Below are 21410 nucleotides of genomic sequence, written 5' to 3'. Positions count from 1 at the left end.
TCACCGGGCTGGGTCTAAGACTATCGCACCAGATTTCGGCATCGGAGATTCATTGCCTATGACAAACCTTTCCGGCCGTAGCGCGATCGTCACCGGTGGGTTCTCCGGCATGGGCTTCGCCATTGCCACGGCGCTGGCGCAAGCCGGCGCCAATGTCGCTGTCGGTTCCTATATCGCACCCGCTGGCGCGGACAGATCCGACGCCGCCTACTATCCAGGCGCCGACGAGATCGAGCGTGTGCGCTCAGTCCTGTCGGCCCACGGCACCAGGGTCCACGCGGCACATCTTGATGTCCGCGACAGCGAGGTGACCAACCGGTTTGCGGCCGACGCAGAAGCCGCCATCGGACCGGCCGACATACTGGTCAATGCCGCCGGCACCACCGCCGAGCAGCCGGTCTGCGGCCATTCCGACGCGCTGTGGGACAAGATCGTCGACACCAATCTGACCGGAGCCTTCCGCGCCACGCGCGCGGTCCTGCCCGGCATGATCGAGCGCGGCTGGGGCCGCATCGTCAACATCGGCTCGACCGCGGCTTCCGTCGGCTGGAAGGACAACCCGGCCTATTGCGCCTCCAAGGCTGGGTTGCTCGGTCTGACCCGCTGCGTGGCGCTGGAGGGCGCTGCGCACGGCGTCACCTGCGTCATGATCAGCCCGACCTGGGTCGAGACCGAACTGATGCGCCGCAACGTGGCGCAGGTCGTCGAGCGCGAGGGCAAGGGCCGCACGGCCGAGGAAGCGATGGCCGAGATCGCCCAAGGCAATCCGCAGCAGCGCATGCTCCAGCCGCAGGAGATCGCGGCGCTCGCCGTCTTCCTATGCTCGGATCTGGCCAAGGGCATTACCATGGAAAACATCCAGGTCACCGGCGGAGCACTGTGGTAGTGGCCAAGCCCTGATCTTGCGCGAAGCCGCATTCGCGCCATCTGGCTGTTGCATGGTGGTTCCGGCTGGCGCACCTGCCCGTGACAACTTTTCCATTGAGTGACGGGCGATACAGGTTATATTGCACTGCACAATAGATGCCCGCAGAGCGGGCTCCGGCAAAGGCAGGTTCTGGCGGTGGCGTGCCACCGGCGGGCGTCGCGCCCGAAGCCTGACGTGGAAAAGCCGGTTCATGGGCGCTTATGCGCGGCTGAAAGGCGGCGTGCCCAGTTGAAAGGCGGCAAGCGTGAGAAATCCGGTACGGATATGAAGATCCCGAAATCCATTCTGATCGATCCGGACAACAACAAGGCCTATGCGGCCTTTGCCGTTGCCGTGTCGGTCTTTGCCTTCGCCTATTCCACCAATTTCGGCCAGATCCTGATCCTCGCCTATTATCTGGTGTGGCTGCCGCTGCTGTTCGTCGACTACCGGCGCTTCGCGCGCGATGTTTCGAGCGCCTGGCTGCCGCTGCTCTTTGCGGCCTATGTATGCCTTTCGCTGTTCTGGTCGCAAGCGGCCGGCACCAGCGCGCGGGCGGGCCTGCAATATTTCTCCCACATCCTGTGCGCCTACATCGCCGCGCGCACCATCAGCACGCGCACGCTGGTGCTGGGCTCGCTGATCGGCATCTTCGTCGTGCTGCTTTATTCGCTGAAGGTCGGCGCCTATGCGCTCGACACCATCGACGGCACCACCAACTTCGTCGGCGCCTTCGGCTCCAAGAACCAGATCGGCTTCTTCGCCTCGCTGGGCATCTTCTTCTGCCTCGCTTTTCTGGTCTTTTACCGGCGCAACTGGATGAGCTTCATCTGGACCGCGCCGATCATCCTGTTGTCGGTCTACATGCTGGCGATCGCCCATTCGGCGACGTCGGTGGCTTCGCTGCCGGCGGTGATCGGCGTCGTTGCTCTGCTCACCATGAGCAAGGTTCTGTCGCGCCGCTACCGTCGCGTGCTGTTCGTTGTCGGCGCTACCGCGCTGGTCGGGGGTGTGGTGGCTGCGCTGAACCTTGGCCTGCTCGATGTCGTGCTCGGCATCTTCGGCAAGGATTCGACGTTGACCGGCCGCACTTATCTCTGGGAACAGGGTTGGGAAGCCGCACAGCAGCGTCCGCTGCTCGGCTATGGCTATGCCGCCTACTGGATCCAGGGTTTTGCCGATCCGGAACGTCTCTGGGCGGAGTTCTACATCTCGACCCGAACCGGCTTCCATTTCCACAACACCTATATCGAGACGCTGGTCGAGCTCGGCTTCGTCGGCGTGACCATGCTGGCGCTGATCATCCTGCGCTCCTTCTACGGCCATGTCTCGAAAGTGGTGTTCGGCGACTGGAGCGCCGATTCGGTGGTGCTTGCCGGGGCGGTCGGCCTGATGCTGATCCGCTCGTTCTTCGAGGTCGAGATCCTCGGCCCTTATTTCATGGCCTCGTTCATCGTCTATTACGGTCTGTTCAAGCTGCGCCCGGTGCCGGCTATCCGGGCAAGGCGGGTCTATGCTCCGGTGCCGGACGACAAAGCCGCCAACGGCCGTATGCCGGCGCGCGTCTGACTTATCAGGCGACGGCGCGCTTGCGCTGCATCAGCCGCTGAAGGAAGCGGCGCAGCGGCTCGTCATAGAGGCGGGTAGCGATGTCGGCGATGACGATGACTGCGACCGCCATGACGATGCCGAACCAGGGATGGTGCGCGAACGGATCGATCGCGGCAGCCTTGCCCGCGCCGGCAATGATCATCAGCAGCGGCGTGTGGATGATGTAGATCGGGTAGGAAATCCGTCCCAGCCAGCCATAGAAGCCTGACAGGCGCGGCGCCGTCGGCGCTATGGCGCCCACCACCACCAGGGCGGGGAAGACGAAGACGATGCAGGCGAGATCGTAGGCGACGCGCGCGCCGCCGGCCGGCGCGATGGCGAAGACGATGAGCGTCAGCGCGATCGCGACCTCTACCCACCAGCCGCGCCGCAGGAAGCCGAGCCCGTTTTGATAGCGCGCCATGGACCGGCAAAGCAGCACTCCGAGGAAGAACGAGAAACAGACGCGTGGCAGCCCGCTGATGATGGTCGAGCCGGTCATGCCGAAGTCGAGCGTGCCGGCCACGACCGAGGCGATGACCAGCAGCGCCAGGCTGATGGCGATAAGCACGCTCAGCACGCGTTTCGTCAGCAGGAAGAAGACGGCGACATAGGCAATGTTGACGATCAGCTCGAAGAACAGCGACCACGACGCCGGATTGAGCGGGAAGATCGTGTGATAGGCATCGCTAACCAGCGGGATGAAGAACATGCCCGTTGTCAGCATGGTGCCGATCTCCGAGATCGGCATGTATTCCGCCGGGATCAGCCGGTTCTTGACCACGAGGTAGAAGAAGCCGAGCAGCGTGCCGGCGAGGTAAAGCGGATAGAGGCGGATCAGGCGGATCATCACGAACGTGCCGAAGCCCATGCCGTTTTCGATCTTGCGATCATAGGCATGCGCGATGACGAAGCCGCTGAGCAGGAAGAACAAATCGACCGCGAGATAGCTCGACGGCAGCACCTTGCCGTCAGCCAGGAACGGCGAGAAGTGGTAGAGCATCACGCTGATCGCCGCCACGCCGCGGATGGCGTCGAGATTGAGGTAGACGTGGCGCGGGGCGGCGGGCTGCATTGTATGCCTTCAAGCGGTCCAGACGGAATTGCCCGCCCGCGCCTTGGCGCGAACGAGCCGAAATTGTTCCTCCCGCCTGCCTCGCCCGGGTCTCGCCGAGCGAGCCCCGAGCGACAGGAATTACTGGCTGGCCATCGGTGCCAGCTTCACCTTGATGACGTCGCCCGGCAGCACCGGCGTATCTTCCTTGGCGTCGATCTCGCTGGTCTTGCCGTCGCTAACGCGCACCAGTGAATAGATGAGCGTCGGCTCTTCACTGTTGTTGGTGATGGCGGCGGTCGTGGCCGGGTCCGATGCCTGGGCCATCAGGCCCTTCTGCATGTTGACCCTGAGTGCCGCCTCGTTGAGGTCGGCTTCGACCTGCTGCCGGTCGGCGGCAAGGCTTGAACTCAACGTGTTCTGGGCATCGATGGCGTCCTGCGTCGCCTTGCTGACCGACTGCTTGGCGGTGAGGATCGCTGTCTCATAGTCCAGGATCTTGCCTTGCAGGTCGGTAACCGATTGCTGCGAGGAAAGCAGGCGTGCGTTGGCGATCAGGCCCTTCTGCGCCAGCGGACCGATGCTGTCCGCCTGCTGTTGTGCGAGCTCGACCTGCTTCTGCTGGTTGACGATCTTTTTCTGCAGCGCATCGATTTCGCCTTGCAGCACACCTTTCAGATCATCGAGCGCCTGCAGCTTCAGCTTCAGCGCTTTCTGGTCGGACGTCAGGATCTGCATTTCGTCGGCGACGATGGTTGGCAAGCGCGGATCGCCCTCGACCTCCTTCGGCGCTTCGAAACTCGCCTTGCCGGCGAGATCGGCGTCGATGCGGGCGCGCTTGACGATCAGCCTGACGCGCTGGTCGTCAAAAATGTCGAAATTGCCCTTGGCCGTCACCAGATCCTTGCCGAGCTGGGTGCCATAGTCGGAGTTGCGCCTTATGCCGCCGGCGATGCTGATCGCCTTGAGCACGGTCAGCTCGGGCACATAGGGGAATTGGCCAGGCGTCTGGATCTCGCCCGAGATGTAGAACGGCCGGAACTGCACCATTTCCACCGAGGCTTCCGGCTTGTCCGACAAGGCAAGCTTGCGCTGCAGGGCAACGCTGATGGCGGCCGCAATCTCCGACGTGGTCTTGCCGGCGGCCGGCAATTCGCCGACGAACGGCACCGACAGATTGCCGGCCGGACCGACCGAATATTCGCCGTTTACCGCCGACCAGTCACGGAACGTGCCTTCGACGGTCTGCCATTCGGCGACGCGGATGTTGAGCTTGTCCTGCGAGCCGAGCTTGTACTCGTCGGCCATGGCCGGAACCGTGAGCGACAGTGCGAGGCATGTGGCGACGAGCCGTGCGGGCCGCATCGGGCCGGCAAGGCGAAAATAGGCTGATATGTCTGTTTTCAACTGAACGTTTCCGATCCGTTTTGGCCCCATCCGCCCGATAGGCCTGCTGCCGAACGCTGATTGAGCACCGCGGCTGCAATGCAAGGCCGGCCCATCGCCGAATGGCTTTGGGCCGGATTGGCTTCGGGCCGGACCGGCCCGATTGCTGACCAGTTGCGGTCGGTCAGTAGGAACCGCGCGACATCCACACCGCAGGTACGGTCTTGAGGATGATGCGAACGTCTTCGAACAGCGACCAGTTCTCGACATAGTGGCGGTCGAACGCGACGCGGCTGTCATAGGAGACATCGTTGCGTCCGCTGACCTGCCAGAGCCCGGTCAGGCCCGGCCGCGACTTCAAATAGTAAACCGCGGCGCTGCCATAGATTTCAAGCTCGTCGCGCACCACGGGACGAGGCCCGACAAGGCTCATGTCGCCCTGCAGGATGTTGATGATCTGCGGCAGCTCGTCGAGACTGAGCTTGCGGAGAACGGCGCCGACGCGGGTGACGCGCGGATCGTTCTTCAGCTTGCGGGTCGCGATCCATTCGGCGTTGGCTTCCGGATTGGCCGCGAGATAAGCGGTCAGCACGCGTTCGCCGTCTTCGACCATGGTGCGGAACTTGAGGCAGGGGAAAATCCGCCCGCCGCGTCCGATTCGCTTGTGTCCATAGAAGATCGAGCCACCGTCGGAAAGCTTGACCAGAAGAGCCACCATCAGGAACAGTGGGCTGAGCGCCACCAGGCCGACAAGTGAACCGAAAATATCGAAACTGCGCTTAAGCAGCCCGCCGATAGGTGGCGGAAAATCTACGCCGACCTGCGGAAATGCCGCATTGGCCGACTTGGCAACGTCCCTCATGCAAAGCTCCATACGTTGAACGGATGGTTTATGTCACGATACCAAAAAAATGCTGCAGCGCAACACACAATTTCCCATACGGGTGAAATAGTCACGTCATGAATTGACTAAATAATAAACGCGCCCTGCCCAAATTTTGCCCTTTATGGCAAGTTTGTGACGAATAATTAGCAACGTCAGGAAATGTAATGCCTTTTTTCGGCCAATTTTGGGCGAATCGTCCTTCACCGCAGAGGGAATGGCTTTAACTGAATTTCGAATCACTCGTTTTGCCAAATTATTCAAATAAAATACTAATCAACATTGTAGATTCTACTGAAGTAGGAATCGTTTGACGAGTTAGGTCACCACCCATGCGTGTGCATCGCAGCATGGCAGAGTCGAACGCGTTGGCAGGCTGAAAATTATCGCAGGTTGCCCTTGCCGTCAGTTTCGCGCCTTAATAGAGTCGCAAATTATTCCTGTTAGAGTCTGGATGGGTTGGGAAGGCCGGAAGCAACCGGCCGAAAAAGAGCAGCTGAATAAGCTCGCATGGCGAATGGGGAGATACTCGGGTGGGTAAGTCATCGCTTTTGAATGCTCGGGCCGGTTGACGGGCCGCCGAACATGTCGTTACCAAAATTCGTCATTGGAATGGTCTTCGCCCTCGCGATCGTGGTCGCGTGGTCCTATGTCGACGGCGCAACGTTCACCACAACGGTGCTTCGCGTCATCGGCTGCGCGGTTCTGATCCAGATCGGCTATTTCCTGCTGGTCTATGTCATGATCGCCAGGAGCGCGCCGACATCGGCCGACAGGGCTCGCGAAGCCGAAAGAAGCCTCGGCACCGACAAGGCGGCTGAAGGCGAGAAGCTCTCGGCCAGGCGCAGCGTGCATTGAAATAGTCTGAGGCCGTGACGTCGGCCTCGGATCTTGCCAGCAACCGATTTGCTAGCCTGCCTCGGCCGGTTCAGGTTCCGATTGCTCGCCTGAAAGCATTTTCGACAGGCGGCTGCCGGCCTTCGCTTTCAACCTCTGATATTGCCCGACTTCGACAATCCGTCCGTTTTCGACTGCAACCACCCAGTCGGCGAAAGCGATCATCGATGGCCTATGCGCAATGGTCAGGATGGTCATCGAGCCGCGCAACCCGTCGATCGATTTGGCGATCAGAGACTGGTTCTGCCAGTCGAGCGCGCTGGTCGCCTCGTCGAGAATGAGCAGCAAGGGCTTGCGCAGCAGCGCGCGCGCCAGCGCAATGCGCTGGCGTTCGCCGCCCGAAAGCCGCACACCGCGGTCGCCGACCACCGTGTCGAGCCGCAGTTCCAGTCTTTCGACAAAGTCAGCGCCATGCGCGGCGCGAAGTGCAGTCCACAGCTCCGCGTCACTGGCCTGCGGCGCGGCAAGCCGCAGATTGGCGGCGATCGTGTCGTGCAGCAGGAACACATCCTGCGGCACATAGGCCACCTGGTCGCGCCAGTGCCGCCGGTTGGCAGCATTGATCTCGACGCCGTCGGCCAGGATCTTGCCTTCGCTGGGTTCAAGCAGGCCGAGCAGCATGTCGGCAAGCGTGCTCTTGCCCGAGCCTGACGGGCCGATCAACGCCGTCACCTTGCCGGCGGGAAGACCGAAGGTGACGTCGCTCACCATAGGCTTGCCGCCGGCCTCATAGGCAAAGGAGACGTTTCGGATGTTGAGCCCGATATCCAGCGACAGCTTGGCCGCGGATTCGAGATTCGCCGGTTCGCGCTCGGCGTCGAAACGCGCCTGCATGTCGCGCATCGAGGCGTAGGCGGGCAGATTGATCAGCACCTGCTGCGCCTGCATCTGCATATCCATGAAGCGCGGCGCAATGCGCATGAACACCAGAAGCAGCACGACGATCTCGGCCAGAGAAAGATGAAAGCGGACTAAAGCGACATAGATGAACAGGCTGAGGCCGATGACGCTGGCGACCTGGAACAAAGCGGTGCCGATGGTGCTGTTGCGCACATAGTTGATGTTGTCGGCCTTCATCTTTTCCAGCGTGGCGCGAAGCTGCGCGTAATAGGTCGCCTCGACATTCAGGCTCTTGGCCACCTTGATGCCGCCGAGGAACTCCGAGACCGTGCGGTACTGCTCCTGACGATTGGTGGTCAAAACCCGGCCAAAGGCGCTGGCCCGCGCGCGAAACGGCTGCAGGACCAGGAAGGTGACGATGCCGACGACGATGGCGAACGCCGTCATGACGGGCGAAATGAACAGCGAAACCACGAGATAGCCAGCCAGTAGAACGGCGATCTGCACCAGCATCAGCATCGAGAAGGCCGCCGACTGCACGCGGTCGATGTCGCCGGTCAGCGCATGGTCGAGGTCGGAGCTGCGCATGCGCGCAAAAATCCCCCAGCGCGCTTTGCCGATGCTCTCGAACAGGTTCATGCGCAGCCGGTTGATGAAGTCGAGCAGCAGCCGCGCCATGTAGACGGATTTGTAGCGATTGAACGCCGCCTGCAGCGCGACAAGTCCGACCAGCAGGCACAGCACCGTGGTCAATTGCAGCGTCCCGTCCGGCGCCAGCCAGCGCACGAAGTCGTTGTTCGGCAGCTTGACCGCGAAATTCTGCTCGGGCCGCCCAACCAGATGCAGCAGCGGCACCAGAAGCAGGATCGAGATGCCTTCGGTCAGGCTTCCCAGGATCAGAAACAGCAAGGCCGTCAGCGTCCTGCGCCCGCCGATCCGCGCCATGGCCGCGCCAAGTCCGGCGACATCTAGGTAGAACGACAGCTGCAAGATCTTCGATACCGACATGCTGTGCTCACCGCGGCCCGTTGTCGGCCGCCAGATCGTTTTCGATCAGGGCGACGGCTTCGCCGATACGGTCGAGCCCGGTCGGCACTTCTAGGCGGCAGACGCCGACCTGGCTCGCCAAGGCGGCGCACTGGCGAAGATGCGTCGTGGCAAAATCGCCGACCAGGGCTGGGCGGCCGAACCGCGTCACATAGGAGAATTTGATGAGGGCCGGCAGGGCATTGATGCTTGGCAGAGGCGTAATCGCTGCCTTGTCGCCGCGCTCGAGGATGTAGATCCGCGTAGTCGGCACCGTATCGCCGGAAAATCCGCCATGCAGGCGGTGCTGCATCTTGTCGATTGCCGCATGCACCTGCGGCCGTATCTCCGCCTGCCGGATCGGGATGGCGGCGGCGGCATCGGCGGTGAGCTTGAGCTGCGGAAAGCCCGGGACGATCATCGGCTGTTCCGCGAGATCGAGCGCGACGACATCGTCGGTCAGCAAGCGATGTCCGGCGCGGATCATCGCGCTCGCAGTTGTCGATTTGCCGGCGCCCTTGTCGCCCATGAAGACGGCGCTCTTGCCGCCAACGGCAATGGCGCTGGCATGCAGGATGAGCAGGCCGCGCTGGTGCAGGAGAAGCGCCATGACCGGACCGAGCAGTGGAAACGCCAGCAGCGCGTCGTCAACGCCCGGCGCCGGCTCCACCTCGATGCGGCAGGCGTCGGTGATCAGGAAGGCACCGACCGTCTGCCATGCCAGATATTGCTGCCGCGGCTCGAAGCGGAAAGCAGTTCCGGTCTCGGGCGAGGGTTTTGGCAGATCGATCGGGCCGACGGTGATCAGCACATCGACAGAAGCCGGGGCGCTCGGCTCCAGCTCGGGCAACTCGATCTGCGAAGCGATCGTCAGGCCATAGGCCCTGTAGAAGTGTTGCCCGCGAACCTTGGGATGAGCGGCATCGCGGTTCGGATCGGCGGCAAGTGGCATGTTGGCCGGCATCATGCGTGGCTCCCGCGCAGTTGCACTTGCCTTAGCCACAGCGACAGCGCGATCGAGCGCCAGACATACTGAGCATCGGGCAAGGTGGCCGCCTCCGGTTGCCGCGAGATCCGGCCATAGGCGGCGGTCACTTCAGGCAGGTTGACGTAAGGCGCGATCAGGGCCGCATCCGCCACCAGCACCTTGTGGAGGAGATCGCGGTGATTGCCGAGCATGCCTTTGACCAGGTTGGAGGTGAAATCGATCTTGTCGCGCCGCCACTGCACCGCCGGCGGCAAAATTCCTTCCATGGCCCGGCGCAGCACCGAGCGGCCAAAGCCCTGGTTCAGCTTTTCCGCGCCGGGGAGCGCCAGGCAGAACTCGACCAGCGGCTTGTCCCAGAAGGGGTAGCGCGGCTCGACACCGAAATTGGCGGCAGCCTTGTCGAGAACCTCGAAAGCGTGCGGCACCATCCCGTTCGACAGCAGCCAGCGATGGGTCAGGGTCTCGCTGGCGCTGACCGCGGGCGGCATATAGCCGGCCCGGCGAAACCGCTCGACGAGGTCGGTGCGCAGCGCCAGTTCCGGATTGATCAGGCCGCGCCAGCTCGTCGCCGGCCGCCCAGTGGGACGGCGCCGCAATTTGTTGATCGCGCGGTCAGCGAGCCGTTTGATTTTGGCGATGCGCCAGGCCGGCCCATAAAGGGTGAGGAATTGATAGTACAGGCCGAGTATGCCGTCGCCATAGGTGTTGGAGGCGCTGCGCAGCTCGCGCCACAGCTCCATCCATCTGCCGGCATCGGCGAGTTCATGCAGATGGCCGTGGCCCTGCGAAACAACCTCGTCGCCGCCATGACCGTCCAGCAGCACCTTCATGCCCTTGGCGCCGGCGGTCCTGTAGATGTCGCGGGTCAGCGACAGGCCAGGCGCCAGGAACGTTTCTTCCTGCTCTTCCAGGATGCGCTCGAACTCGGCGAAGGGTGCGTAGTTGCCAACGGAAATCAGGGTGCCGTCGACCTTCTGCTGTGCCAGCACCGCCTCGATGAAGGGGCGCTCGTCCATCGGCGAACCCTTTTCGAACACCAGCGAGAAGGTCGGCAGCCTCGGCTTTCGCTGCGCGGCATTCTGCAGGCCCGCGACGCAGGCGATCGAGGAGGAATCGAGCCCTCCGCTCAGCATCGCGCCGACCGCCGGCGTGCCGCGCATGCGGTTGCGCACCGATTGCGAAAACAGATGGCGGAATTCCTCGGCCGCGTCCGACCGCATCGGCCTTGGCGACGGCTCGATCTGCCAGTAGCGGCGCAACACCACCTGGTTGCCGGTCACCGTCAGGCTGTGGCGCGCCGGCAGGCGGAAGATATCGGCATAGGCTGTCGATTGCGGATCGTCGGGCAGCCCGGCGAGAAATCCGGAAATCTGGTGTTCGCTGATGCGCATGTCGACGCCGCCGACCTCGAGGATTGGCCCGATTTCCGAGGCAAAGACAAAGCGCCGGTCGCTCGAATGGTAGTAGAAGGGTTTGACGCCGAAATGGTCGCGCACGCAAAACAGCTGCTGGCGCTCGCCATCCCAGATGGCAAAGGCGAAGTCGCCTTGCAGATGTTCGGGGCAGGCTTCGCCCCAGCGCAGATAGGCGCGCATCAACAGCACGGCGTCGGCGACCGAACTGTCCCTGATGCCGAGCCTGGCCAGCAATTCGTCGCGATTGTCCAGCCGGCAGTCGGCGGTGATCGCGAGCTTGCCGCCAGCCATGGTCAGCGGGCCGGGGCCGACCTCATCGGTGGTGTTGAGCCAGGCGTGGCCAAGAACGACGCTTGCGTCCATCCACCACGAACTGCCGTCAGGCGCGCGATGCTGCATGCGGGCAAGCATGCGTTGGATGTCGGCCGCAGCGGCGGGCTTGCCTTCCTGCCTGAGCAGAATTCCGGCGACGCCGCTCATCGGTCACTGGCCGTGGTCGACGAGATGGGTAAACCTGCCAAGCGAGCCGCCAAGCACGATGTGATCGCCGCTGACCAGCCAGGCATGCGCCTTCAATTCAGCGCCGGTATCGCGCTCGATGCCGATGCGGATATTCGAAGCGTTGCCCTGGCGGGCAAGCATGTATTGGCCGGAAAGCGCCTGGGTGAGACAGCTTGCTCCGGGCACCAATCGCGCCGCTGCCGCAACGCCCCAGGCGACGCGCCTGAGATCGCCGATGCCGGCCGGCTCGTGCGCGTCGAGCCGCGTCACCATGCGGCGCACTTTGTTGTAGGAAAGCAGCGTCAGCCCCAGCCGCACCGCGACGACCACCGCGAGGCAGTGGGCGAGAAAGAGCATCTCCGGCCCGCTCAGCGAGAGAACTCTGGAGCAATTCCAGGGAAAGTGTGTGCGGTTTTCCCGTCCGGAATTGCGTGAAAACAAAGAGATAGAGCGGTTCGCCGTTTCTGTGAAACGGTGAAACGCTCTAGACAAGTTCCTCATCATGGAGCCTCGCAAGCCCGGCGTCCGCCAGGCCTTTCAACAAGCCGTCGACATCGGCCCGGCAGCGTTCGGGCTCGACATTGTAGCGCTCGAGCACGGCGCTGCGGATTTCTGCTATCGGCTTCGGCTCCTGGATCAGCTCCCAGATATAGGCCCCGACGCTGTTCAGGCTGTAATAGATGTTGGATCGCATATCGAGCAGCGCCAGACCGTTGCCGAATTCGCAGGCCACGGCATCCTTGCTCGCACTCACCCGATCATGGTCCGAGGGGTTCCAGTCCATCCTAAACCTCGCTCACACGACACACTGCTTACAACACCAACGCTTCGGCAATTCCGGACAAAACGCGAGAGCCGGGGTTTGACCCCCGACTCCCCATTAGTGCGCTCTGGTTGCAGAGTCTGGCTTTGTCACCCCAACGAGAAGAGTCTCAGGAGAAGGTGAGTTCGCCGACCGGCGTATGTGCCGGAAACGAGGCGTCGAGTGCCGTGGTGCCGCTACCGCCCTGCGTGATGGTCTCGATCGAGCCGTGGACCGTCAGGCTTGGGGTTTCGTACTCATGCTTTTCAACATTCTGTTCCATTTTACTCTCCACTTATGGACTGGAAGCGGCCTGTCGATTGCCGGCAGCGATCTATTGCTGCACCGCAATAGCTGCATGGCAGCATTTATGAGTCAAGCCTGATTTACCCGCCGTTAATCAATTCTCGGTTGCGGCCGCCTTCAATGGTGATCAAACGCTTGCATCTGCACTTTAGCCGCGCATCCCGGAAGAATTCAACACGGTCTCCGGTGGCGCTTAATTAAGCAACTGATTTAATTGCACTAAATTTTTCGTCTGGTATGCCTGCCTTTTAGACGCAGGCACATTCGCAAAAAATGCTGCAGGCGTGCCGGCCAAGGACCCGATTCCGGCAGCGTCTTGCGTTTCGTTGCGCGATTGTGTTGTTGAACGCCCAGGTTGCAGGAAATTGGCACCGAAGGAAAAACTAGACGCGGCACATGAATTTGGCGATGCTTTGCTTCGCACTTGCAATATAACGCGCCTCACGAAATTTTTTGCGGAGATGCTGCAGCTTATGGCCTTGCAGGAAGGGACCTTCGAGAGGTTGCGCGCCGCCGGCTGCGCCGACGAAGTGGCCTATGTGCAGGCGTGCCTGCGGCTATTCTTCAATTCGGAGGCGAGCGCCAGCACCGCGCCTGCGCCGGCCGTCTCCGTTGCCAATGTTTGCGACATCGCCAGGCTGAACAAGGTCGCAACCTTCGTCCTGAAGGCCTTGTCGCGCCCACCGGCAGGCGAGACGCCGCCGGGGCTGCTCGAGTGGCTCGACACCTATCGCCGGCGCACGATCGCGATGAACTCGTCCGGCATTATGGATTCGATGGCCATCGACAAGGCGCTGCGCGACAGGCGGATCGATTTCGTCTTCCTGAAGGGACCGTTCCAGCAGCAGCTGCTCTATGGCGACCACTTCATGAAGCCGTCCGGCGATGTCGACATATTGGTATCGCCGGCCGGGTTCTTCAAAGCCCGCGATGCGCTGCGCTCGATCGGCTACGAGGTCGCCGGCAAGTCCCGCTCCGTCTGGTGGGTGCGCTTTCTGGGCGAGCAGCACATGGTTCGCCGTCAGGGCCTAAAATCGTCCACTGTCGATCTCCATTATCGCCTGCAGCAGCCGGGATCGCCAAGCCCGCGCGACACGGACGGGTTCCTGCGCCGCAAGCGCTCGCTTGCGATCGCCGGCTCCAGCGTGCCGTTCATCTCGGCTTCCGACACCTTGCTGTTGTCCTGCATCAGTGTCGCCAAGGCGTTGTTCAACCGCGAACCTTGCGCGGGCTATGTCTGCGATATCCGGGCCGCCGCCAGCCGCCTGAGCGAGGTGGAACAGCAGAGTGTGCTCGACTACGCGGCCGAGCAGGGGCTGGCCGACACGTTGCTGCTGGGCCTGCGCGCCGCCGACGTGCTGCTTGGCGGCGCCGGCACGCTGCTCTCGGATCGGGCCACCAAGATCCTGTCACGCATCGGCAATGAAGACCTGTTCCACATGGTCATAGCGCCGTGGTTGTCGTCGCTGAAGTGGCCGCAACGGCGCACCGTTTTGTGGGAACTGTGCGGTCGCGAACCTGTCCGCTACCTGACCGAGGCCGGCTGGGCCGCGTCCGCCGATCTCAGCCGGCGGATTTTCGAACGGCCGGAAAGCCAGTGACGATGGCTATCGTAGAACGGCAGCAGGCAGAGACGGTTCCGTCCCGGTTGGGTGGCGACGGATCATGGGAGGATGGGTTGGGGCAGGGCAAAGTCAGCAACCATCTATGGAATTGAAAGGCGTCCCCATGTCCGTATCAGAATCCCAGGTCTGCGTGATCATCGCGGCCCGCAACGCGGCCCGGACCATTCCCGCGGCCATCGCCTCGGCGCTGCGCGAGCCGGAGGTGGCGGAAGTCGTCGTCGTCGACGATGCCTCCACCGACGACACCGGAAAAGTCGCCACTGCCGCCGATGATGGCAGCGGCCGGCTTTCGGTCATCCGCCTCGACGTCAATCGTGGCCCGTCCTTTGCCCGCAATGCCGCTATTGCCGGGTCGAAATCGCCCTTCATCAGCATTCTCGACGCCGACGATTTCTTCCTTGAGGGCCGGTTCCGCCAGCTGTTTGCCAGCGCCGATTGGGATTTCGCCGCCGACAACATCATGCTGATCCGCGACGATACGGCGACCGATGTCTCCAAGATCGTCGCCCCGGCCTTTTCGGCTGACCCGGAATTCCTCGATTTCGAGCGTTTCATCGAAGGCAACATCTCCAGGCGACGCGTCCAGCGCGGCGAACTCGGCTTTCTCAAGCCGGTCATATCAAGGGTTTTCCTCGACAGGCATGGGCTGCGCTATGACGAGAATCTGCGTCTGGGCGAAGATTATGAACTCTATGCCCGCGCCTTTGCCCTCGGCGCGCGGTTCAAGGTCATCCGCTCCTGCGGCTATGGCGCCATCGTTCGCGCCGATTCGCTAAGCGGCCGGCACAAGACGCAGGACCTGAAGCGCCTGGCCGATGCCGATCTGGCGCTGCTTGAGATCGACAGCCTGCCGGAAGGCTCCAAGGCCGTGCTGCGCAGGCACGAGCGGCATGTGCGGGATAAATACCGGCTGCGCAATTTCCTCGATGTGAAGGCCGAGCGCGGCATGGCATCGGCCGCCGCCTATGCGCTGGCCAGCCAGTCGAACCTCATTCCCATCGTTCGCGGCGTGGCCGCCGACAAGCTCGATGCGTTGTTTCGCCACGCCGGTCTGTCCCCGCGGCAGCAGCCGGTGCCGCCCTTGCGCTTCCTGATGGCCGGCACCAGCACGGCGGCGGAAAAGTAGGCTCTGCCAGTTCAAGCCGGCGGCCGCCAGGCTGAAAAAATGGCCTTTCTGAAACTCGGAGGTTGCCTACACGTCCCGACGATGGCACTGTATGTTGCGGTGCAGCAATTTTGGAAGGCCAACTGAATGGCTTCGATTTTCGGCTTCAGGTCGAGAGACCCGGCCCGGGACAAGCAGACCGATCTGGCGCGTTTCGACCGTCTGGCAAAGCTGCTGGATCAGATTACGGCCGAGATTGCGGCTGAGAAAACCGGGCTGGAGAATCGCTATCGGTCGAAGTCCACCAATGCGGCCTTCCTGGTCGAGTCGATGGAGAATGGCTCGGCGTCGGCGAGCAAGCAGTCTGAGGTCGGCGAGTTGACGAAATCGATCCTGAACTGCGAACAGCGCATCGCCGAATTGGTGCGCCAGACCAGCCGGATGAAGGAACTGCGTCATTCACTCGACGCGATCGTCGACGAGAATGGCAAGAGTTCCGATTCGCAGGGCGAATACGTCAAATCCGCAGGCCGCTTCGGCTGAAGCTGGTCATACGAGGCACAGAAGAAAAAGTTCGGGGGACGGAGGATCGGGATAGGCCCGTGTGGGCCAGTCGGTGACTTTGGGTTGGGGCGGAACAGCACAAAGGTGAATTGATATGAACGCAGATCCGAAGACGACCTCCAGCGTGGCAGTCGATGCCATGATTTCGGCGCAGCCAAATCGGCAAATGCGTCTTCTATCCGTTGGTGCGCTTCTGCTGGCGGCGGCCGCAGCTCTTTTCGGCGCCGCGCAGCCCTCCCGCGCCCAGGACGCTTCCCCGGAGATGCAAAGCGCGCCGTCTTTTGTCGACGATTTCAAGAGTTTCGATCGCTCGCGCTGGTATGTCTCCGACGGCTGGTCGAACGGCAATCACCAGAACTGCACCTGGTCGAAAAGCCTGGTCAAACTTTCCGACAACATGCTGACGCTCGGCTTCGAAAAACGCAAACTGAAGGACCGCGAATTCGCCTGCGCCGAGATCCAGACCAAGCAGCGCTTTGGCTACGGAACCTATGAGGCGCGGATGAAGACCGACACCGGCTCGGGCCTTAACGCTGCGTTCTTCACCTATATCGGCCCTGCCGACAAACAGCCCTGGTACGAGATCGACTTCGAGGTCCTGACCAAGGACACCTCAAAGGTGCAGGTCAACAGCTACATCGCCGGCAAGCCCAAGAACGAGAAGCTGGCAGAAGTCGAAGGCGGCACCGACAAGGGCTTCAACGACTATGCCTTCATCTGGGAAAAAGACCGGCTGCGCTGGTACGTCAACGGCAAGCTGGTCCAGGAAGTGACCAATCCCGAGGAATTGCCGACCCATTCGCAGAAGATATTCTTCAGCCTCTGGGGCAGCGACACGCTGAAAAACTGGATGGGCGCCTTTTCGGATCCCGGCCGCCAGGTGTCGATGCAGGTGCAACGCGTTGCCTTCACCGCGCTCGGCCAGTCGTGCCAGTTTCCGGAATCGCTGGCATGTAGTGTAAGCAGCATAAAGTAGATCTGAACCGGCTCGGCCATATCAGGCCAAAGGGCGTGAACAGGAATTAACCCGAATGAATTTGACGGTCTTTGGAATTGGCTATGTCGGTCTCGTGCAGGCCGCGGTGCTGGCGGAAGTCGGGCACCAGGTGGTGTGCGTCGACGTCGATGAAAAGAAGGTCGAGCGGCTCAACCAGGGCCTGGTGCCGATTTTCGAGCCGGGACTGGAGGCCTTGGTCAAGGAGAACCACGCCGCCGGCCGCATCAAGTTCACCACCGATGCCGCCGCCGGCGTCAAGCATGGCGAGATCCAGATGATTGCGGTCGGCACGCCGCCTGGCGAGGATGGCTCGGCCGACCTCAAATATGTGCTGGCGGTGGCCGAGACCATTGGCCGCGAGATGGACAGCCCCAAGATCGTGGTCGGAAAATCGACGGTGCCGGTCGGCACCTGCGAAAAGGTCAAGGCTAGGATCGCCGAGACGCTGAAGGCGCGCGGACGCCAGGATCTGGCTTTCGATGTCGCCTCCAATCCGGAATTCCTCAAGGAAGGCTCCGCCGTCGCAGACTGCATGAAGCCCGACCGCATCATCGTCGGCACCAACAGCGAGGACACCGAGGCGGTGATGCGCGAGCTCTACGCGCCGTTCAACCGCAACCACGAGAAGATGATCGTGATGGACGTGCGCAGTGCCGAATTCACCAAATACGCCGCCAATTGCATGCTGGCGACCAAGATCTCCTTCATGAACGAGATGGCCAATCTGGCCGAGGAACTCGGTGCCGACATCGAGGAGGTGCGCAAGGGTATCGGCTCGGATCCGCGCATCGGCTACCACTTCATCTATCCCGGCCTCGGCTATGGCGGCTCGTGCTTCCCCAAGGACGTGCGCGCTTTGATCAAGACCGCCGAGGGGGTCAAGTTCGACGCCAAGCTGCTGCGTGCCGTTGAAGAGCGCAACAACGCGCAGAAGTCGGTGCTGTTCGACAAGGTGAACCGCTACTTCAAGGGCAACCTCAAGGGCAAGACTTTCGCGCTCTGGGGCCTGGCCTTCAAGCCCAACACCGACGACATGCGTGAGGCGCCGGCACGCGTCCTGATGGAGGCGCTGTGGCAGGCCGGCGCCAATGTGCAGGCCTATGATCCCGAGGCGATGCAGGAATGCCAGGCCATCTACGGTCTGCGCGACGATCTGCTGTTGTGCGGCACCAAGGAGGCGGCGCTGCGCGGCGCCGACGCGTTGCTGATCGCCACCGAGTGGAAGAGTTTCCGCGCCCCGTCCTTCGACGCTGTGAAGGATGCGCTGACCACGCCGGTCATCTTCGACGGCCGCAACCTCTACGACCCCAAGGTCATCGCCCGCCATGGCATTGAGTATTTCTCGATCGGCAGGATGGCGGCGTGAAGACAGGCATCGAAAACAGATTGACCGACCGGTTGGGCCTCGACGAGCGACAACGAGGCCGCCGGTTGAATGCGTCGGTCGTGAAAGAAGGCAGGATCTGATGGTGCTGGACGTCAAGCCCGAGCAAATCGCCAACGAGCATTTCGATCTCGTCGCGATCGGTTCCGGTTTCGGATCGGCCTTCTTCCTGCATGCCTTCGCCCAGCGCCGCAAGGCGCGCATCCTGGTGCTGGAATGGGGCCGCCACAACACGCATGAATGGCAGCTGCAGCAGAACGCCAATACCGACATCGATGACGAGACCACCTACAAGACCGACAATGCCGACAAGCCGTGGAACTACACGATCGGGCTCGGCGGCGGCACCAATTGCTGGTTTGCGCAAACGCCGCGGTTCCACCCCAACGACTTCCGCCTGAAGAGCCTCTACGGCATCGGCAATGACTGGCCGATCTCCTATGACGAGCTCGAGCCTTTCTACTGCGAGGCAGAGGAGGTCATGTCGATTTCGGGCGATCCCGACATGGCGACGATGCTGCCGCGCTCAAAGCCGTTTCCGCAGCCGCCGCATCGCATGTCGACGCCGGACCGGATGATGAAGGCGGCGCAGCCGGGCCAGCATTTCGTCATGCCGACCGCACGCGCCCGGGTGCCGACGTCACAGCGGACATCGTGCTGCGCCAATCTGCGTTGCTGGCTCTGTCCGGCCGATGCGAAATTCACCGTCAACAATGGCCTCATGCACGTCTTCGAGCATCCCGACGTTTCGGTCTGCCTCGGCGCGGAAGTGCGGCGGCTCGATCATGTCGGCGGTTCCGTGCGTTCGGTGACGTTCATGCATGATGGCAAGGAATACACGGTCAGCGGTGATCTGTTCGTGCTTGGCGCCAATGCCATCCAGAGCCCAGCGATCATGCTGCGCTCCGGACTGGGCGGTGAATTCGTCGGCCTCGGCCTGCATGAATCCTATGGCTGGAACTTCGAGGTCTATCTCGAGGGCATCGACAATTTCGATGGTTCCACCATCACCACCGGATTGAATTTCGGCCTCTATGACGGCCCGCACAGGGCAGAGCATGGGGCAGCGCTCGTCTATTTCGAAAACCGCTGGCAGCATGGCATGCGGGCGGAGAAGGGACGGCTGCGGCAGACGCTGCCGATCGTCATGGTGACGGAAAACCTGCTCGATCCCGAAAACCACGTCATCCTCGACAAAGACGAAAATGCCTTCGTCTCCTTCAAGGGGGCGTCCGACTACGCCGTCAAGGGCATGGCGAAAGCGCTGGACAAGCTGCCGGCGCTGCTCGGCCCCCTGCCGGTGGAACGGATCTTCGACCGCGGCATTCGGCCGACCGAATCGCATGTCCAGGGCACGTTGCGAATGGGCACGGGTCCGGCCGATTCGGTCATCGATCGCGACATGATCCACCACCAGGTGAGGAACCTGGTCGTCGTCGGCACCAGCTCTTATCCGAGCTGTTCCTGCGTCAATCCGAGCCTGACGGCGGCAGCGCTCTCCTTGCGTGCGGCAAGCCGGATAGCGGCATGAAAGGAGCTGCCGGAATGACGAAGATATCACGACGTGCAGCACTGGCCTTCGTCGCCGGCGGGGTTGCCTCGACCGGCATCGCCTATGCCGCAGTGTCCTCCTTCTCGGATGAGGATCTGGTCCTGATCACGCTCGAAAAATACCTCGGCAAATTGAACATACGCGTCGAACATCTGCAGCAGTTCGTGCTGGAATTTCAAAACCGCAATCCCTGGATATCCCCGGGCGGAAACCTGGGCGACGCCATCACCCTGCTCGAGACGGCGAGACTGGGTGAGGCGCGCCAGCTGCTGCCGCGGGAGAAAAGGCGCTATCTCAGGCATTTCGACCGCTTTGTGCTGGCCGAATTCCACATGCTGACCGACTATGCCTGGCGCAGCTCGCCGAACGACCCGATCCGCTTCACCGGGTGGCAGTCATGCACCAATCCATTCGCCAATCTGGAACCGCCAAAGGTCGCGTAAGCCCGGCAACAGCGTTGCTGTTGCCGGGCAGAATAACGACAAGGAGCCTAGTCCGATGAAAGTGCTTTTCGCAGGCGGCAGCGGCTATCCACCCGAATTCAGCGGCGGCGTCCAGTCCAGCACCCACCATCTGGCCGAGCAGTTGCTCGAACATGGCCACGAAGCGTCGGTGCTGGCCGCGCTATTCGGCGACGGCATGTTCGGCCTCAAGGCGCGCGCCAAGATGAAGCTCTTGCGGCAGCGCGGCGCCATCGATTCCCACCTCGGCTATCCCGTCGTGCGGGCCTGGTATCCCTGGGAGGCGGCCGGCTTTGCCGTCAAGAAGCTCAAGCCGGATGTCGCCGTGGTCCAGTGCCACAACTCGGTTCCGATCGGCAAGGCGCTGCAGGCCGAGGGTGTGCCGCTGGTCGTCTATCTCAGGAATGTCGAATTCCACGAACTGGCCGGCGACCTGCGCGAACTGGATTCGGCGCTTTACATCGCCAATTCCGAATTCACTGCGCGCACCTACAAGGAAAAATTCGACATCGATGCCACCGTCATTCCACCGATGATCAACCCGGCGCATTACGCGACGCCGACGACTGGCGAATTCGTCACGCTGATCAATCCCTATGAGGAAAAAGGCTTCGACCTTGCGGTGCGCATTGCCGGCGCCTGCCCCGAAATCCCGTTCCTGTTCGTCGAAAGCTGGAAGCTGGAAGACGACCATCGCGCCCGCATCGAGGCGACCATCGCGCCGCTCGGCAATGTCACGCTGGAAAACCGCACCAGCGATATGAAAACCGTCTATGGCCGCACCAGGATTCTGCTGGCCCCCTCAAAGTGGGAAGAGGCCTGGGGCAGGGTAGCGTCGGAGGCCCATTGCAGCGGCATTCCGGTGGTCGGTTCGCGCCGCGGCGGCCTGCCCGAAGCAATCGGCTCGGGCGGCGTGGTGCTGGACTATGACGCGCCGCTCGCCGACTGGGCAGCGGCGGTTAGGCGGCTGTGGAACGACGCTGAGGAATACACGCGGATATCAGCGGCAGCGCGGACCTTCTCGGAGCGGCCGGCGCTCAACCCCGAAGCCCAGTTCGCGACCTTCTTTTCGCTGATCGACCGGGCGGCGCAACAGAGGCCGCGCCGAGCCGCGTAGCACGCTGTGT

Annotated in this window: 20 protein-coding genes; 11 read left to right on the top strand and 9 right to left on the bottom strand. The window is 62.2% G+C overall.

All coding sequences use genetic code 11. From position 1 onward, the window contains the following. Nucleotides 1-58 precede the first annotated feature (58 nt). Together AC1D1B_RS01575 and AC1D1B_RS01570 are read left to right on the top strand one after the other, a co-directional pair. On the top strand, nt 59-886 hold the full coding sequence (locus AC1D1B_RS01575) for an SDR family NAD(P)-dependent oxidoreductase (RefSeq protein WP_477328960.1): 828 nt from the start codon (nt 59-61) through the stop codon (nt 884-886). A gap of 306 nt (nt 887-1192) precedes the next feature. Further along, the gene (locus AC1D1B_RS01570) at nt 1193-2476 is read left to right on the top strand and encodes an O-antigen ligase family protein (RefSeq protein ID WP_477330499.1); all 1284 of its coding nucleotides are present in this window, start codon (nt 1193-1195) and stop codon (nt 2474-2476) included. Between the two features lie 4 nt (nt 2477-2480). On the opposite strand, the gene AC1D1B_RS01565 is transcribed toward AC1D1B_RS01570, so the two are convergent. From AC1D1B_RS01565 to AC1D1B_RS01555, 3 genes are all read right to left on the bottom strand, one after another. Next, nucleotides 2481-3572 (bottom strand): acyltransferase family protein, encoded by a 1092-nt coding sequence (locus tag AC1D1B_RS01565; protein ID WP_477328959.1) that lies wholly within the window; start codon nt 3570-3572, stop codon nt 2481-2483. 120 nt (nt 3573-3692) lie between these two features. After that, a complete protein-coding gene (locus AC1D1B_RS01560) occupies nt 3693-4916 on the bottom strand; it encodes a polysaccharide biosynthesis/export family protein (protein WP_477330497.1) in 1224 nt (407 codons plus the stop codon). A gap of 205 nt (nt 4917-5121) precedes the next feature. Next, a complete protein-coding gene (locus AC1D1B_RS01555; RefSeq protein WP_477328958.1) occupies nt 5122-5799 on the bottom strand; it encodes a sugar transferase in 678 nt (225 codons plus the stop codon). Nucleotides 5800-6405: 606 nt separating this feature from the next. On the opposite strand from AC1D1B_RS01555, the gene AC1D1B_RS01550 reads away from it, so the two are divergent. Continuing rightward, on the top strand, nt 6406-6678 hold the full coding sequence (locus AC1D1B_RS01550; protein WP_477328957.1) for an exopolysaccharide production repressor exox: 273 nt from the start codon (nt 6406-6408) through the stop codon (nt 6676-6678). A gap of 51 nt (nt 6679-6729) precedes the next feature. Here the strand turns inward: AC1D1B_RS01550 and AC1D1B_RS01545 are convergent, their stop codons facing one another. The 6 genes from AC1D1B_RS01545 to AC1D1B_RS01520 all read right to left on the bottom strand — a co-directional run bounded on the left by AC1D1B_RS01545 (nt 6730) and on the right by AC1D1B_RS01520 (nt 12572). Continuing rightward, complete coding sequence (locus AC1D1B_RS01545; protein WP_477328956.1) at nt 6730-8565, bottom strand: ABC transporter ATP-binding protein; 1836 nt, start codon at nt 8563-8565, stop codon at nt 6730-6732. A 7-nt stretch (nt 8566-8572) separates the two neighbouring features. Further along, the gene (locus AC1D1B_RS01540) at nt 8573-9550 is read right to left on the bottom strand and encodes a phosphoenolpyruvate carboxykinase (ATP) (RefSeq protein WP_477328955.1); all 978 of its coding nucleotides are present in this window, start codon (nt 9548-9550) and stop codon (nt 8573-8575) included. After that, nucleotides 9547-11466, bottom strand: a complete 1920-nt coding sequence (locus AC1D1B_RS01535; protein ID WP_477328954.1) for a lasso peptide isopeptide bond-forming cyclase — start codon at nt 11464-11466, stop codon at nt 9547-9549. Before AC1D1B_RS01535 ends, AC1D1B_RS01540 begins: the two co-directional genes overlap by 4 nt. Nucleotides 11467-11469: 3 nt before the next feature. Further along, nucleotides 11470-11844, bottom strand: coding sequence for a lasso peptide biosynthesis B2 protein (locus tag AC1D1B_RS01530; RefSeq protein WP_477328953.1), 375 nt, complete (start codon nt 11842-11844; stop codon nt 11470-11472). 127 nt (nt 11845-11971) lie between these two features. Further along, nucleotides 11972-12271, bottom strand: a complete 300-nt coding sequence (locus AC1D1B_RS01525; protein ID WP_477328952.1) for a PqqD family protein — start codon at nt 12269-12271, stop codon at nt 11972-11974. 148 nt (nt 12272-12419) lie between these two features. Further along, entirely contained in the window at nt 12420-12572 is a 153-nt protein-coding gene (locus tag AC1D1B_RS01520; RefSeq protein ID WP_023684233.1) for a lasso RiPP family leader peptide-containing protein, read from the bottom strand. Nucleotides 12573-13068: 496 nt separating this feature from the next. On the opposite strand from AC1D1B_RS01520, the gene AC1D1B_RS01515 reads away from it, so the two are divergent. The 8 genes from AC1D1B_RS01515 to AC1D1B_RS01480 all read left to right on the top strand — a co-directional run bounded on the left by AC1D1B_RS01515 (nt 13069) and on the right by AC1D1B_RS01480 (nt 21400). Next, nucleotides 13069-14196: a nucleotidyltransferase family protein gene (locus AC1D1B_RS01515; protein WP_477328951.1), complete on the top strand. Its 1128-nt coding sequence runs from the start codon at nt 13069-13071 to the stop codon at nt 14194-14196. Between the two features lie 127 nt (nt 14197-14323). Beyond that, nucleotides 14324-15346 (top strand): glycosyltransferase family 2 protein, encoded by a 1023-nt coding sequence (locus tag AC1D1B_RS01510; RefSeq protein WP_477328950.1) that lies wholly within the window; start codon nt 14324-14326, stop codon nt 15344-15346. A 126-nt stretch (nt 15347-15472) separates the two neighbouring features. Beyond that, the gene (locus tag AC1D1B_RS01505; protein WP_477328949.1) at nt 15473-15868 is read left to right on the top strand and encodes a hypothetical protein; all 396 of its coding nucleotides are present in this window, start codon (nt 15473-15475) and stop codon (nt 15866-15868) included. A gap of 115 nt (nt 15869-15983) precedes the next feature. Beyond that, nucleotides 15984-16865: an endo-1,3-1,4-beta-glycanase ExoK gene (gene exoK / locus AC1D1B_RS01500; RefSeq protein WP_477328948.1), complete on the top strand. Its 882-nt coding sequence runs from the start codon at nt 15984-15986 to the stop codon at nt 16863-16865. A gap of 55 nt (nt 16866-16920) precedes the next feature. After that, entirely contained in the window at nt 16921-18252 is a 1332-nt protein-coding gene (locus tag AC1D1B_RS01495; protein ID WP_477328947.1) for a UDP-glucose dehydrogenase family protein, read from the top strand. Between the two features lie 100 nt (nt 18253-18352). Then, entirely contained in the window at nt 18353-19801 is a 1449-nt protein-coding gene (locus AC1D1B_RS01490) for a GMC oxidoreductase (RefSeq protein ID WP_477328946.1), read from the top strand. A gap of 14 nt (nt 19802-19815) precedes the next feature. Beyond that, on the top strand, nt 19816-20265 hold the full coding sequence (locus AC1D1B_RS01485) for a hypothetical protein (RefSeq protein ID WP_477328945.1): 450 nt from the start codon (nt 19816-19818) through the stop codon (nt 20263-20265). Nucleotides 20266-20320: 55 nt separating this feature from the next. After that, nucleotides 20321-21400, top strand: coding sequence for a glycosyltransferase (locus AC1D1B_RS01480; RefSeq protein ID WP_477328944.1), 1080 nt, complete (start codon nt 20321-20323; stop codon nt 21398-21400). Nucleotides 21401-21410 lie beyond the last annotated feature (10 nt).

Source organism: Mesorhizobium sp. P2_C5_2 (assembly GCF_056404535.1).
Note: the sequence above shows the minus strand (reverse complement) of the source record. Positions and strands in the feature narration are given on the sequence as shown.

Coding starts and splice junctions, on each gene's coding strand:
- AC1D1B_RS01570 (WP_477330499.1), top strand. CDS start 1,193: ATGAAGATCCCGAAATCCATTCTGATCGATCCGGACAACAACAAGGCC.
- AC1D1B_RS01525 (WP_477328952.1), bottom strand. CDS start 12,271: ATGGACTGGAACCCCTCGGACCATGATCGGGTGAGTGCGAGCAAGGAT.
- AC1D1B_RS01550 (WP_477328957.1), top strand. CDS start 6,406: ATGTCGTTACCAAAATTCGTCATTGGAATGGTCTTCGCCCTCGCGATC.
- AC1D1B_RS01515 (WP_477328951.1), top strand. CDS start 13,069: ATGGCCTTGCAGGAAGGGACCTTCGAGAGGTTGCGCGCCGCCGGCTGC.
- AC1D1B_RS01490 (WP_477328946.1), top strand. CDS start 18,353: ATGGTGCTGGACGTCAAGCCCGAGCAAATCGCCAACGAGCATTTCGAT.
- AC1D1B_RS01495 (WP_477328947.1), top strand. CDS start 16,921: ATGAATTTGACGGTCTTTGGAATTGGCTATGTCGGTCTCGTGCAGGCC.
- AC1D1B_RS01565 (WP_477328959.1), bottom strand. CDS start 3,572: ATGCAGCCCGCCGCCCCGCGCCACGTCTACCTCAATCTCGACGCCATC.
- AC1D1B_RS01505 (WP_477328949.1), top strand. CDS start 15,473: ATGGCTTCGATTTTCGGCTTCAGGTCGAGAGACCCGGCCCGGGACAAG.
- AC1D1B_RS01480 (WP_477328944.1), top strand. CDS start 20,321: ATGAAAGTGCTTTTCGCAGGCGGCAGCGGCTATCCACCCGAATTCAGC.
- AC1D1B_RS01485 (WP_477328945.1), top strand. CDS start 19,816: ATGACGAAGATATCACGACGTGCAGCACTGGCCTTCGTCGCCGGCGGG.
- AC1D1B_RS01520 (WP_023684233.1), bottom strand. CDS start 12,572: ATGGAACAGAATGTTGAAAAGCATGAGTACGAAACCCCAAGCCTGACG.
- AC1D1B_RS01575 (WP_477328960.1), top strand. CDS start 59: ATGACAAACCTTTCCGGCCGTAGCGCGATCGTCACCGGTGGGTTCTCC.
- AC1D1B_RS01545 (WP_477328956.1), bottom strand. CDS start 8,565: ATGTCGGTATCGAAGATCTTGCAGCTGTCGTTCTACCTAGATGTCGCC.
- AC1D1B_RS01535 (WP_477328954.1), bottom strand. CDS start 11,466: ATGAGCGGCGTCGCCGGAATTCTGCTCAGGCAGGAAGGCAAGCCCGCC.
- AC1D1B_RS01510 (WP_477328950.1), top strand. CDS start 14,324: ATGTCCGTATCAGAATCCCAGGTCTGCGTGATCATCGCGGCCCGCAAC.
- exoK (WP_477328948.1), top strand. CDS start 15,984: ATGAACGCAGATCCGAAGACGACCTCCAGCGTGGCAGTCGATGCCATG.
- AC1D1B_RS01540 (WP_477328955.1), bottom strand. CDS start 9,550: ATGATGCCGGCCAACATGCCACTTGCCGCCGATCCGAACCGCGATGCC.
- AC1D1B_RS01530 (WP_477328953.1), bottom strand. CDS start 11,844: ATGCTCTTTCTCGCCCACTGCCTCGCGGTGGTCGTCGCGGTGCGGCTG.
- AC1D1B_RS01560 (WP_477330497.1), bottom strand. CDS start 4,916: ATGCGGCCCGCACGGCTCGTCGCCACATGCCTCGCACTGTCGCTCACG.
- AC1D1B_RS01555 (WP_477328958.1), bottom strand. CDS start 5,799: ATGAGGGACGTTGCCAAGTCGGCCAATGCGGCATTTCCGCAGGTCGGC.